Origin of the sequence: Streptomyces herbicida, from assembly GCF_032656585.1 — a bacterium.
GTDB classification, from domain to species: Bacteria; Actinomycetota; Actinomycetes; order Streptomycetales; family Streptomycetaceae; genus Streptomyces; species Streptomyces herbicida.
Genome location: NZ_JAUYWJ010000001.1, coordinates 339,693 through 352,561, shown reverse-complemented (window position 1 = coordinate 352,561; position 12,869 = coordinate 339,693). Strand labels below are relative to the sequence as shown.

9 protein-coding genes are annotated in these 12,869 nt (G+C 72.8%); 2 read left to right on the top strand and 7 right to left on the bottom strand.

Features of this window, described 5'->3' with window-relative positions; all coding sequences use genetic code 11:
- Nucleotides 1-38 precede the first annotated feature (38 nt).
- Nucleotides 39-1,394 carry a M14 family metallopeptidase gene (locus tag Q8A52_RS01555; RefSeq protein ID WP_316747923.1) on the top strand — a complete coding sequence of 452 codons (1,356 nt, stop codon included), beginning with the start codon at nt 39-41 and terminating at the stop codon, nt 1,392-1,394.
- A 4-nt stretch (nt 1,395-1,398) separates the two neighbouring features.
- Here the strand turns inward: Q8A52_RS01555 and Q8A52_RS01550 are convergent, their stop codons facing one another.
- The 6 genes from Q8A52_RS01550 to Q8A52_RS01525 form a co-directional block, all read right to left on the bottom strand.
- The gene (locus Q8A52_RS01550; protein ID WP_316747921.1) at nt 1,399-1,944 is read right to left on the bottom strand and encodes a hypothetical protein; all 546 of its coding nucleotides are present in this window, start codon (nt 1,942-1,944) and stop codon (nt 1,399-1,401) included.
- Nucleotides 1,945-2,028: 84 nt separating this feature from the next.
- The gene (locus tag Q8A52_RS01545) at nt 2,029-3,594 is read right to left on the bottom strand and encodes an AAA family ATPase (RefSeq protein ID WP_316747920.1); all 1,566 of its coding nucleotides are present in this window, start codon (nt 3,592-3,594) and stop codon (nt 2,029-2,031) included.
- A gap of 49 nt (nt 3,595-3,643) precedes the next feature.
- A complete protein-coding gene (locus Q8A52_RS01540; protein WP_316747918.1) occupies nt 3,644-4,195 on the bottom strand; it encodes a hypothetical protein in 552 nt (183 codons plus the stop codon).
- Nucleotides 4,192-4,527, bottom strand: coding sequence for a hypothetical protein (locus Q8A52_RS01535; RefSeq protein ID WP_316747916.1), 336 nt, complete (start codon nt 4,525-4,527; stop codon nt 4,192-4,194). Before Q8A52_RS01535 ends, Q8A52_RS01540 begins: the two co-directional genes overlap by 4 nt.
- On the bottom strand, nt 4,524-6,329 hold the full coding sequence (locus Q8A52_RS01530; protein WP_316747915.1) for a hypothetical protein: 1,806 nt from the start codon (nt 6,327-6,329) through the stop codon (nt 4,524-4,526). Before Q8A52_RS01530 ends, Q8A52_RS01535 begins: the two co-directional genes overlap by 4 nt.
- Nucleotides 6,330-6,387: 58 nt before the next feature.
- Nucleotides 6,388-6,843 (bottom strand): hypothetical protein, encoded by a 456-nt coding sequence (locus Q8A52_RS01525; protein WP_316747913.1) that lies wholly within the window; start codon nt 6,841-6,843, stop codon nt 6,388-6,390.
- A 97-nt stretch (nt 6,844-6,940) separates the two neighbouring features.
- Between Q8A52_RS01525 and Q8A52_RS01520 the strand changes: the two genes are divergently transcribed.
- Complete coding sequence (locus tag Q8A52_RS01520) at nt 6,941-8,752, top strand: caspase family protein (protein ID WP_316747911.1); 1,812 nt, start codon at nt 6,941-6,943, stop codon at nt 8,750-8,752.
- Here Q8A52_RS01520 and Q8A52_RS01515 read toward each other — a convergent pair.
- A complete protein-coding gene (locus tag Q8A52_RS01515) occupies nt 8,733-12,866 on the bottom strand; it encodes a CHAT domain-containing protein (RefSeq protein WP_316747909.1) in 4,134 nt (1,377 codons plus the stop codon). The two genes, Q8A52_RS01520 and Q8A52_RS01515, sit on opposite strands and share 20 nt — an antisense overlap.
- Between the last annotated feature and the right edge of the window lie 3 nt (nt 12,867-12,869).

The window sequence follows — 12,869 nt, the reverse complement described above, 5'->3', positions numbered from 1 at the left end:
CGGCGACCCCGGAATTCCTGGAGATCCAAGGAGAATTCATGCGACTTCGCACACGCGGCTCAGGCGCCCGCGGCAGCAGAAGGACAGCCGCCCTCGGCGCCCTGCTGGCCCTCGCACTCGCGGCGCCCGTGTCGGCGACGGCCACGCACGCCGTCGCCGACAGCGCCCGCAAAGCGGCGCCCTCCGCCGACGACGTCCGGCAGTACGAGATCCACCAGGGCACCACCCCCGTGACCCGCACGGCCATCCAGCAGACCGGCGTCACCGTGGACGAGGCCGACGAGGAGACCGTGGTCGTCTCCGGACGCGCCGCCCAGATCCGCAAGCTGACGCAACTCGGCTACGACGTCACGCCGTTGGGGGCCGCGCCCGACCGGTCGAGCCCCGCCGACGAGCTGCGGCTGTTCGACTTCCCCTCGGCCGACTCGAAGTACCACAACTACGCCGAGATGAACACGGAGATCGACCAGCGGCTCGCCGCCTACCCCGGCATCATGAGCAAGCGGGTGATCGGCAAGTCGCACCAGGGCCGGGACATCGTCGCCGTCAAGGTCAGCGACAACGTGGCCACGGACGAGAACGAACCCGAGGTGCTCTTCACCTTCCACCAGCACGCCCGCGAGCACCTGACCGTCGAGATGGCCCTGTACCTGCTGCGCGAACTGGGAGCCGGGTACGGGACCGACTCACGGGTCACCAACATCGTCAACAGCCGCGAGATCTGGATCGTGCCGGACCTGAACCCGGACGGCGGCGAGTACGACATCGCCACCGGGTCCTACCGGTCGTGGCGCAAGAACCGGCAGCCCAACAGCGGTTCGTCGTACGTCGGCACCGACCTCAACCGCAACTGGAACTACAAGTGGGGCTGCTGCGGCGGGTCCTCGGGCTCCAAGTCCTCCGAGACCTACCGGGGCTCGGCGGCGGAGTCGGCGCCCGAGGTGAAGGTCGTCTCCGACTTCGTGCGCAGCCGGGTCGTCGGCGGGAAGCAGCAGATCAAGGCGGGCATCGACTTCCACACGTACAGCGAGCTGGTGCTGTGGCCGTACGGCTACACCTACTCCGACACGGACACCGGGATGACCGCGGACGACGCCGCCGCGTTCAAGGCCGTGGGACAGAAGATGGCCGCCAGCAACGGGTACACGCCGGAGCAGGCGAGCGACCTGTACATCACCGACGGGTCGATCGACGACTACCTCTGGGGTGTGCACAAGATCTTCGACTACACCTTCGAGATGTATCCGACGTCCGCCTGGAACGGGGGGTTCTACCCGCCCGACGAGGTGATCGAGCGGGAGACCTCCCGGAACCGGGACGCGGTGTTCCAGCTGCTGGAGAACGCGGACTGCATGTACCGGTCGATCGGGAAGGAAGCCCAGTACTGCAGTTAGCCGGTCAGTCCTCGAAGTAGGCGTCCAGCACCGCGTCCAACTGCTCTTCCCACTCCTTGAAGCGGCTCCTGGCCGTCGCCTCGATCTCGATCGGGTACCAGCGGCGGTCAGGAGTGTGCACCGTGACGGTGAACCGCTTGCCGAAGCGGGGGGCCTCCGTCTCGACCGCGCCGATCTCGTCCCAGCGGAACTCGCAGGACTCCTCGTCGAGGCTGAGGCGGACGCCCTTGTGGTCGGCCACTATCTTGGCGCGACGGTCGGCGGCCTCGAAGACGGGACGCTCCGAGGTCTCCGATTCCTCGGACTCCTCGGACTCCTCCGATGCCTCGGCGTCGTCCGCTGCCTCGGCGCCCGCGGCCTCCTCGGCGGCGGCCTCCGCCGGTGCCACGTCCTCGTCCGACGCCGCCGCCCCGGCCGCTTTCGCCTCGTACGTCTCCGGCGGGGCGTCCTCCGGATCCGCTGACTCGGGTGAGGTGAGCCCGGGAATGAAGGCCGGGTCGAATCCGGCGCCCTCCAGGGGCTTGCTGCTCGATCCTATGCGCTGCTCCACGGCGGCAGTATGGACGACATACCTGTGCCGGAACCAGCCAGCCCACCCTTCACCCGGGTTCACCCCGATTGCTCGTCCTCGGCCCTACTCGTCCATGAACACGATCCGCCGCGTCCGTCCCCCGTCGCCGGGCACCGGTGTCACCGCGGCCCGGCCGGCCGGCACCGCACGCTCGCGGCCCCAGGCACGGATCTCCTCGATCTGCTCGGGATTGCTGACGCTGAGCGGGCGCACCTGGGCGAAGGTGTCCATCACATAGGAGTCCTTCAGCCGGCCCACTCCCCCTCGGCGCACCGCCTCCTCGCCCACGTCGTGCAGCGCGGCCTCGATGTCGGAGCCGGCGAAGCCCTCGGAGAGGTCGACGAGCCGGTCCAGCCGGTCGTCGTCGAGGTCGGCCTGGAGATAGCGCTGGTGGTAGATGCGGATGATCTCCTTGCGGTCCTGGGCGTCGGGCAGGTCGACGAAGAACAGCTCGTCGAAGCGGCCCTTGCGCAGCAGTTCGGGCGGCAGGCTGCGGATGTCGTTGGCGGTGGCCACGACGAAGGCGCGGGACTGGGACTCCTGGAGCCAGTACAGGAACTGGCCGATGATGCGCTGCGGCACCCCGGACATGTCGTCGCGGCCCGCCAGGCCCTTCTCGATCTCGTCGATCCACAGGACACAGGGCGCGACCCGGTCGGCCATGGCGAGCGCCTCCCGGAAGCGGCCCTCGGACTCACCGAGGTACTTGCCGTGGATGCTGGCCATGTCGAGCCGGTACAGGGGGAGTTTCCAGTCGTGGGCGATGGCCTTGGCGGACAGGGACTTGCCGCAGCCCGGGACGCCGACCAGCAGCACTCCGCGCGGCGGGCGCAGGGCGGTGTGTCTGAGGTCCCGGGAGATCATGTCGTGCTTGCGCTCCAGCCAGGTGCGCAGACCGCTCAGGCCGCCGATGGCGTAGTCGCTCTGCTTGAGCTGCACCCGCTCCAGGCCGGTGAGGTCGCTGAAGATGCGGTCCTTTGCCTGGGCGAGGCCGAGGACGTCGTCGCGCCGGATGGAGCCCTTGGCGGCGATGGTGGCCATCAGGTTGACGCACTCCGCCTCGGTGACGCCGCTCAGGAACTCCGCGGCACGGCGGGCGTCCTCCTCGGTCCACTCGATGGGGATGTGGCCATGGTGGTCGCCGAGGAAGCCGCTGAGGATGCCGTACATCTCCTCGGAGTCGGGCAGGTCGAGACGCAGGCTCATGCCGAGGCGCTGCAGGCCGCTCCAGATCGGCGTGTCCGTGATCAGCACGATGCTGCCCATGTTGCTGTCGGCGAGCCTCGCCAGCTCGGCGAAGTGCCGGGTGACCGGGGTGTCCGACTCCAGCTCGTCGGGGTCGACGAAGACGACGGTGGCATTGGCGCGGCTGCCGAACTGGGCCGCGGCGAAGTCCATGGCGCCGGTGAGCGAACGGTCGTCCTGCACGGGCGCGTTGGTGCGCAGGTCGCGCAGGCCGGTGGCCCGGGTGTAGATCCAGAACGGCATGCTGCTGCGCCGGGACTGGGTCGCCGCCTCCCGCAGCAGCCTCAGGGCGCGCTGCTGCTCGATGGTGCGCATCGCGATGACCGGGACGCGGGCGGAGATATAGCTGTCGAGGTGGCTGAGGCTCTCGGCGTAGTTCGACATTCGGGCCTTCTCGAAGGGTGGATTGCGGGCGGCTGCAGGGCGGAGCCGCTCACCCGGGGACGATGCGCCGCCGGGGCGGTGCCGCCGGGTCGTACGCCCAGCCGTCCTGGGTCGTCCGCACGGTGAGGGCTCCGGTCAGCGCGTTGTCCCGCAGGGTGCGGCGGCGGCGCTCGACGGTCCTGGGGTCCGCTCCACGCCGGGTCTCGTTGTCCAGGTTCTGCTCCAACTGGGCCTGGACCTGCGGGATCTGGCGGTCGACGAGCTCGGTGAGCCGGGTGCGCAGGGACTCGGGCAGGCCCGGGTGGGCCGCCAGGGCGCGGATCGTGTGCAGACCGGTGCGGGCCTGGGCGAGTTCACGGCCGTACGAGAACTCGTCCCGAGCCTGGTCCAGGGCCCGGACGAGGGACTCGGCCCAGCTGACGAGCCGGGTGTCCAGGGCGGTCGTGAGGTGCTCGGTGAGGCGTACCCAGGTGTCGGCGTCGTACTGCTCCTGGACGAGCGCGGGCAGGGCGGCCGGATCGGCGGGTTCCAGGGCCGCCCAGCGGCGCAGGAAGCCGACCCAGGCCTGGTAGGCGCCGCCGTCGCCCCACAGGCCGCTCACGACGTGCTGCCCGGCCGGCGCACGACGGTCTCGCCGGGCGGCAGCGGCTCCCAGTCGGGCAGTTCCTCGACGACCCGCCGGAGCCTGCTGGTGACCCGCTCCTGCTGCGGACGGCGCTGGGCGGCCCAGGGAGAGCTCTGGGCGCGTGCGGCGTCGGCGGAGGCGGCCCACGGGGAGGCCGCGGGGGTCCGGCCGGGTTGCCCGGCGGCCGCACCCCACGGTGAGGGCGGAGCCGCCCCCTGCGGGGCGGTCGCCGCCCACGGCGCGTCGGCCGGCGGTCCCTGCGGCGGCGGGGGGGTGGGGTCGGGCTGGGCGGTGGGCGGCTTGCTCATCGGACGGTGTCCTCCTCGGGCTCCACGGACTCCTTGGCGTCGGACTCCTTGCGTACGGTGCGGCCCTCGAACGGCGAGGCGCCGCCGCCCGCCGTCGGCAGTGTGGCGATCAGCTCGCGGACCCGGGACTCGACCTGGTCGGCGGCCCGGAACTTCTCGTACCAGTCCGTCAGCTCGGCGGACGCGGCCCGCAGGTGGTGCAGCGACTCGGTCTTGGCGCGGGCCAGCAGCTCACGAGCCGCGTCCTGGTTGCGCTTGGCGGTCCGGGAGCCGTTGTGGAGGACCAGGCCCCATACGATGCCGACGATCGCGGCGGCGCCGAACGCGAAGCCGGGGAATTTACCGGCGAAGACCAGCAGGATGCCCGCGACCACCGCGATCAACGGCGCGGCCTTCTTGAGCCAGGGGTAGGCGAGCGCGTCGACGAACGGGCCCGTGTAATGGTCCCAGTGGTCGCTCAGCGCCTTCTCGAGGGTGGCCAGTGGCTGGGTGAACGAGCCGATCCACGGCGGCAGCTGGAAGGTCTGCGCGCCGATGCTGTGCGCGGTGCCGAACTGGGCCTGCACATCCTGCGGCACGGCCGCCCGGTAGTCGCGGGTGTGACCGGCGTGCGCCTGTTGGAACCACTCGTGGCAGGCGGCCACGGCGAGCCGCTGGGTGGCCGGGGAGGTGCCGATGGCCTGCGGGTTGAGGGCCGCGGTGGTCTGCACGGTGAGGTAGTCGAGGGTCTCCTCGTACGAGGCGGCGTCCGCGTCGGCCGTCTTCCGGGCGGCGCCGAGGTCGCCGTCGTGGTCCACGACCGCCTGGTTGAAGGCGAGGTCGCGGCGGAGCGGCAGCTCCTCGTTGTCGTACTCGGAGACCAGCCGGTCGAGGATGTCGTCGACGGCGTCCTCGATGCGCTCGGACGGCTCGAACTCCCGCTCGAGGATGGCCTTGTACTTGTCCAGGAGGGCCGTCTGCCCGCGCGCGGCGGACAGCACGCCGTCGAGCGTGACCCACTGCGGTGAGACGGCTGCCAGCCGCGGGAACTCGCCCGGGCCGGACGGCGCGCGCAGCGTGTCGATCTCGTCGCGCCACCGCTTGATCTGCCGGGCCTGCGCGTCCGCGCTGTCCATCAGCTGGGCGCGCCACTCGCCGAGGGTGCGGTCGAGCAGGTCACGGCCGACGAGTCCGAAGGCGCCCTGCGCAATGGCCTCCAGGATGACGGCGAACTCACGCCCGAGGGCGGCCGGGTCCTGGGCGAGCAGATAGTGCCGCAGCCAGCGCACCGCCGACTGGGACCGGCCCTGCCGGCGCAGGACGAGCGCGAAGAACAGCGAGGTGCGGTCGGGCGAGCGGCGGAACGCCTCGTCGACGGCGCGCTCGCACAGCTGCCGGTCGTCGGCCGACCAGGAGGCGAGCGCGACCAGGGCGGGCGCAAGCCAGTAGCGGGGCGTCTGGATCATCAGTTGGTCGCTGACCATCCGGACGTTCTCCTCGGAGACCAGTCCGACGTCGAAGGCCTGGAGCATGCCGACCGCGGTGCGCCGGACCGTCTTGTGATGGCCGAACTCGTGGTCGATCTTGTCCTCGATGACCCCGATCCGGGTCTCGGCGCGCTGCACGTTCGCCGTGGACTCGGCCTGTCTCACGAAGGCCAGGAACTCGTCCCGCAGCTGCTGGAGCTCGGTACGCGTCTGCTGCTGGTTGGACTCGACCGTGGAGACCTGGCCGGACACCGAACCGACCTGTTCGCTGAGCCTGATGACGAGGTTGCTGACTTCCTGCACCTTGCGGTGCAGGGTGAGGTCGACCTCGGACATGCGGGAACTCCGTTCGCGTGCTGCGTCTGGGGGTGTGGACCGTGCGGGCGGCGGTGGCTCAGGGCCGTACGACCGTGCCGTCGTCCAGTACGGGCAGGATCAGGCCGTCGGCGTACACCTCGACGTAGGCGTAGCCGCCCGAGCGGGCGAGCATCCGGGCCGCCGAGAACGGCTCCGGCATCTGCTCGGCCGGGGCGAAGTGCCGCACGATGACATGGAACAGATCGAGCTGGTGGTCGACGTACGGCGGGCCCAGATAGCAGCGGGCGACGAAGCCGAGCGGCACCGAGCCGTACGACGTCGTGTACTGCTCCCGGACCCAGTCCGTGAGCGAGCGGCTCGCCTGCTCGTCGAGCCCCGCGTCGAGCCGGCGCACGGCCTCGAGCAGTGGTGCGGAGCGCGACCGGTAGAGCTCGCGGCGCGTGATCCCGGGCGCCGGAGCGGCGGGCGTGTGCGACTGTTCCGTGCCCAGTGCGGGCCGCACGATACGTCGCGGACGTTCGGTGTACCCCATGTGTCCCCCGATGTCATGGGTGGTGTTACCAGGAGCAAAGTTTAGTGACGTCACGTCAATAGTGCGAGTTCGAAGCGTAATTGACACACTCGGCCCCATGGGAAGGATCAAGGCGCTCCTGGTCGGGGTCGACGACTATCCGGAATCCGTGGCGACACCGCTGGGCGGCTGTGCCAACGACGTTGCCGCGGCACACCGGCTGTTGACCGACATCGTGGACGAACGGGCCGACGTCATGGTCCTGTTGGACGCCGAGGCGACGGTCGATGCGGTGACGGATGCGGTCGTACGGCACCTGGGCGCGGCGGGCGACGGGGACACCGCGCTGCTGTGGTTCTCCGGGCACGGCACCCAGCAGGAGGCCACCGGCCACGACCTGCTGATCGAGGCGACGGGGCTCAATCAGGCCCTGGTGTGCGTGGACGGCCCGCTGCTGGACAAGCGGCTGGGCGCGCTGCTCGACATGGTTGCGGCCGGGGGCGCGCACGTGGTGGCGGTGCTGGACTGCTGCCATTCCGGGGGCGCCACTCGGGACGCGGAGCTGACGGCGCGGTATGCACCGCCGTTGCCCGCCTGGGACTTGGGGGCGCGTGACACGCAGGGTTCCCGCACGCCTCCCCGGCATCTGCTGCTGGCCGCGTGCCGGCTCGACCAGCAGTCGTTCGAGGGCTGGTTCGACGGGGTGCGGCAGGGTGCGTTCACGCGTGCGCTGGTCGGCGCGGCCCGCGCGGCCGGGGACGACGCCACCTGCCGGGAACTGCTGGCGACGGCCGCGGTGGGTGTGCAGCGTCTCGGGAGCGGGCAGCGGCCGGTGCTGTACCCGGATCTGCCGGGCGGCACGGCGGACCGGCCGTTCCTGGCAGGCGGGGCGGGCAGGGCACCGAGTCCGCATCTGCTGAGCCACGGGCCGGACGGCTGGGAGGTGGACTGCGGCAGCGTGCACGGTGCGGGGGCACTGGGGACTGAGTTCGCGCTGGTGGGCGAGGAGCCGGGCCGATCCCTCGTGCGGGCCTGGGAGGTGGGGGCGGCCCGGACGCTCGTCACGCCCGTCGGGTGGGTCCCGGAGCAGGAGCGGGTCTATGCGGTGGAGCTCGCGGCGGTCGCGTCGCCACCGGGGACGGTGGCGGTCGACGGGTCCGCCGCGGCCGTACGGGAGGTGGCCGAGGCCCTCTCGGGTGCGCCTTTGGTGCGGTTGGTGGACGGGCCGGAAGCTGCCGGTGATCTGCACTTCCGGGTGCGGGTACGGGACGGTGCGGCCGGGGTGCTGCGCCGCGACGGCACGGCGTTCAGCGAGCCTCTGCCGTACGGCGGCGGTGCGGACGCGAGGCGGGTCGTGGACTGTCTGACGCACCTCACCCGCTGGCACCTGCTGCGCGACCTGACTCCGCGGCCCTCGCTGCTCGACGGGCTGGTGCGGGTGGAGATCACGCCCTGGGGCTCCCCTGAGCCACTGTCACGGGACGCCGCCGGGGAGATCACCTGTCCCTACGCGGGCGGGCAGGCGCCCTGGGTCTCGATCCGGCTGCACAACAGCTCCCCCGACCGCACGCTGTGGTGTCTGCTCCTGGACCTGACCGACAGCTACGCCTGCCATTCCCTTCTCTATCCCGGGCACTTCATAGGCCCCGGACGTACGGGGTACGCGCTGGACGGCGAGCCCGTGCAGCTGTCGCTGCCGCGCGGCCGTCCGGCCGTGCCCGGGGCCGAGGGACGGGACTGGCTCAAGCTGATCGTCGCGGAAGGGGAGTTGAACACGCTGCCGTTCCAACTGCCCGCCTGGGATCCCTGGACCCCCTCCGGCGTCCGCGACCTGGGACCGGTCCCCGGGGGCGGACCCGGCCGCTGGACCGCCGTCACCCTCCCGCTGCGCACAGTGGTGCCGTGGCCGGTCAGCGGCCCAGGTGAGTGAACCCCGCCCACGCACTCAGGTCGTGCGGGTCGATCCGGCGGGCGCGGTCGGCCAGGACCGCAGGGAGTTCGGCGGGCAGTTCGCGGTCGGGGTTGAGCATCCACAGCTGGGCCCGGCGCAGCGCCTTCGCCGGGGGTTCCGCGTGGGTGCGCAGGAAGTGGTGGGTGAGGAACATCAGCACCGAGGTCGCCTCGTCGGGGACCGGCCACAGCGAGCCGACGACCGAGCGGGCGCCTGCGACGAGGAAGGCGGTGGCGAGGCTGTAGGCCTCGTTGTGACCCCGGCCGGAGACATGACTGCGGCAGGCCGCCAGGAGGACGAGGGCCGGGCCGCCGCCGTCCCCGGCACCCGCGCCGGTGATCTCCTCGGCCGCCAGCCGGCCGTCGCTGAGGGAAAGATACGAGCTGCGGCGGGCGTTCGCGGCCACGGAGGCGTGGCAGGCGAGGTGCAGCACTCCCCCGTCGGCGCCCTCGCGCAGCCAGTCCAGCACCTCGCCCGGGGTGCCCGTGCCGTCCGCCGGGCCGGTCCCGCGGCGCCCGAGGAAGCGGCCCCGGGGATAGAAGACGCGCTGGACGGCGTCGGCCTCCTCGCCCGCGTAGTGGAGGTCGCCGGTGGGGTTGCCGACGACCAGCGCCCCGCCGGTGCGATCGGTGGCGGGGCGGGCGGCGACCTGGCACAGGAGCCGGGCGGAGGCGGCGTACGAGATCTCCGCGGCCTGGAGGGCGTACTGGCGCCCGCGCGGCCCGCCCGCCTCCCACGCGGCGTGCCAGGGGACCAGGCCGAGCGTCCCCATGGGGACGAGGACGAGCCGGGGCAGCCGGCCCTGCGGCATCTCGAAGGCCTCCAGCAGCGGGCGCATGGCGGCGTACCAGGCCCAGCCGCACAGGCGGTCGAGCTGCACCCGCAGGGAGGGCGGGGCCGCGGCGAACGCGGAGCCGGGGACCGGGCCCAGGTCGCGGGTGAGGGCGCCCGCGGGGGCGTACTCCTTCAGCGGCGCCGCGTTCTCCGAGAGCGTCGGCAGGGGTAGGGCATGCACGGTGCCGTTCGAGGTGACGACCAGGGCGGTGCCGGGCGCGTCGTCGGAAGACGGGACCAGGTAGACCAGAGCGTCCTTGGCGAGGGCGCGCAGGGCCTCGGCGATCTCGTCGGGGGCGGGCGGGTCGAGGAGCCGGGCCGCCAGGGGGGCGTCCGCCCCGGTGTCGGTGAGCGCGGTGAGGACGCGGCGGCGCAGCGTGCTGGGGACGGCGAGGGGTGCGCGTACGGCCGTCAGCGGGTCGGTCGCCCGGTCGGCGGCGTCCGCGCCCGTGGCCCGCCATTCCTCGGCGAGGTCGGCCCGGCCCGCCGTGGTGAGGAGGCCGGGCACGCCGGTGGAGGTCAGCGCGGCGTGCAGGACCAGGCCGCGGCAGGCGTCGAGGGCCTGGAGCGCCTCCTCGGGGCGGTCGTCCTTGAGGCACCAGCCGGCCACCTCCAGCGCCGAGCGGGTGGCGTGCGCGGCCGCGAGGGCGGCGTGGTCGGTGCCGGACTGGAGCAGAGCGGCCCAGGCGTGGCCGCGCAGCGACTTCAGGCCGAGGGTGCGGGCGCCGGCGCGGTCGCGGCGGTGGAGGTCGTCGCGGGTGCGGTGGGCACGGGCGAGCGCGAGGCCGATCTCGGCGTACAGGCGGTGTTCGGGCCCGCCCGCCTCGGCGAACCCGTGCTCCAGGAACTCGATGCCCCGGGCCAGCCGTTCGCGGCGGCGGACGCGGTCGAACTCCAGGCCGGACAGGGCGCAGTGGGCGATGCCGAGACAGTGGCCGTACCGCAGCCGGCTGTCGCTGCCCGGCTCGGACAGCTCGTGGGCCTCCTTGAGCAGGCCGATCGCCTCCACGATGCCGGGCCCGTCCTGGGCGGCCCCGGCCCGGGTGAAGCGGGTGATGCCGGCGTCGCCGAGTACCCAGGCGCGGTGGTCGCGGGGCAGCCGGCGGGCCTGGCGGCGCAGTTCGGCCGCGCCGGGGCGGCCGGGGAGGGGCGGCAGGGGCGGGGCGCCGAGGGTGCGGGCGAGGTTGTCGCGGGCGGCGCGGGCGTTCTCCAGGGCGGTGTAGATCTCGATGCGGGAGGGGTCCTCGTCGCTCATGGCGGCCTGGCCCTCGGTGAGCGCGGCGATGTGCCGGTCTGCGGCGGCCAGGTCGCCGCGCTGGACGGCGGTGTGCGCGTCGAAGCCGGCCTGCTGCAGGTCCATCATGCGGCGCAGGTGCGCGGGCAGGGCGGGATTGTCGCGCAGGCGGCGCCAGGTCCGCGCGCCCGCCTCCATGTCGTCGGCGGCGCCGCCGGTCTGGCCGCGCTGGGTCTGTGCCATGAGCCGGGCCATGGCGAGGCCGTAGCCGCCGTGGCCGTCCGCCTCCGGGACGCCGGCCTCCTGGGCCCGGTCGAAGTGGGCCAGCACCTCGTCGAGGCCCGCGCCGGAGCCGACGGTCGTCTCCTCGTGCAGCCGGGCCATGCCCGCGACGACGTGTGCCTGGCCGCGCCAGGCCGGGTCCCGTTCGGCGCGCTCGAGCACCGCCTCGGTCAGCTCCCGCCGGTGTTCGGCGGTGATGTAGGTGCCCTCCGGGTCGACGACGGTGAGGTTGCACAGCATCATCGCGGCGAGCTGGGCCCTGCCCGCGCTGCCCGGCTCGGCGGCGCGCAGATGGGCGAGGGCCTTCTCGAAGCCCTCGATACGGCGTTTGCGGCCGGTCACGTCCCGTTCCATGCCGCGCAGGAACTCCTCCTCGCCGAAGTCGAGGAAGGCACGTCCCTCGCGCAGGTCGTCGAACATCGTGTCGATGGTCCCGCGGAACGCGTCGGCGTCGAGGCCCTCCGGGAGGCCGTCGCCGGTCTGGCCGAGGAGACCGTGCTCGGCGAGGGTGAAGCGGGCCCAGCCGTCCAGCATGCGGGCCGACTGCGTCAGTTCATGGTTGCCGTGCTGTCCGTTCAGGAGCCGTCCGGCCGCCTCCAGGACGTCCTGGGCCCGGCGCGGGTCCGGGTCGTCCTGGTAGCGGGCCTGCTGGAAGAGAGCGAGGAACATGGCGGCCGGCGCGATCTCACCGTCGCGGTCCTGGTCCCACTCGGTCACGGCCCGCCGTACCAGCGCGATCCCGCGGTCCCGGCCCTCGGCGTCGTCGCGCTCGGCGGCCCGTTCGTACAGCAGCCGCCCGAACGCGTCGAGGTACTGGGGCAGCAACTCGGCCTCGGCGCCAGGACGGCCTAGCAACCGGCGCAGTTCGACCTCGGCGGCGAGGGCGTGCCCGACGTCCTTCCAGGTGGACCAGATCATGGCTCGTACGAAGATGGCGTTGACCTCGGCCTCGAAGGCCCAGTCGGGCTCCGGGCCGCCCGCCCTGCGGGCCTCGGTGAGGGCCGTGTCGAAGGCGTCCCGGGCCGTCTCCAATTCCTCCTGGTCCACGGTGGCCCGGCCGTGCAGCATCGTGGCGAGGCCCATGCTGTAGCGGATGTGCGGGAGGTCGGCGGGCGCGGCCCTGCCGAGTACGGCGCGGTAGTGTGCGGCCGACTCGGCGGCGGCCTCCAAGTCGCCGTACCGCCGGGCTCGTTGCAGATGGAGGAAGCCCAGTGCGGCCCGCAGGTCGGCCTCCTCCTCGCCGCCCGGTTCCGCGTCGTCCAGTGCGTCGGCGTGGCGGCGCAGGGCTTCGTCGAGGGCGTCCGGGTCCGGGGCGGCGAGGTAGCGCGTCTTGGCGCAGACGGCGAGCAGATACCGGCCCCACACACGCTCGTTGCCGAAGTCGGGGTCGCCGGACGGCAGCCCGTCGACCCCGTCGCGCAGCGACTCCCAGGCCTCGTCGAGGAGCCGGCGCTCCCCCTGCTCCTCGTACTGCACGGCCCGCAGATGCCCGAACCGGATCCGCCAGGCCGACCACTCCGGCTCCGTGCCGGGCTTGCGGAAGGCGTGCTCGAACGCCTCGACGGCCAGGGCGAATTCCTCGCCGTCGTCGCCCCGGGCGCGCAGCAGGTACAGCCGGTGGCTCAACTCGCCCGCGTACCCGCACAGGGCGGGCGCGTCCGGGTCGTCCGAGGACAACTGGGACAGCGCGTCGAGCACTTGATCTCGCTCGGCGGCCAGCTCTTCGAGGAGGTCGTCGGTCACAGG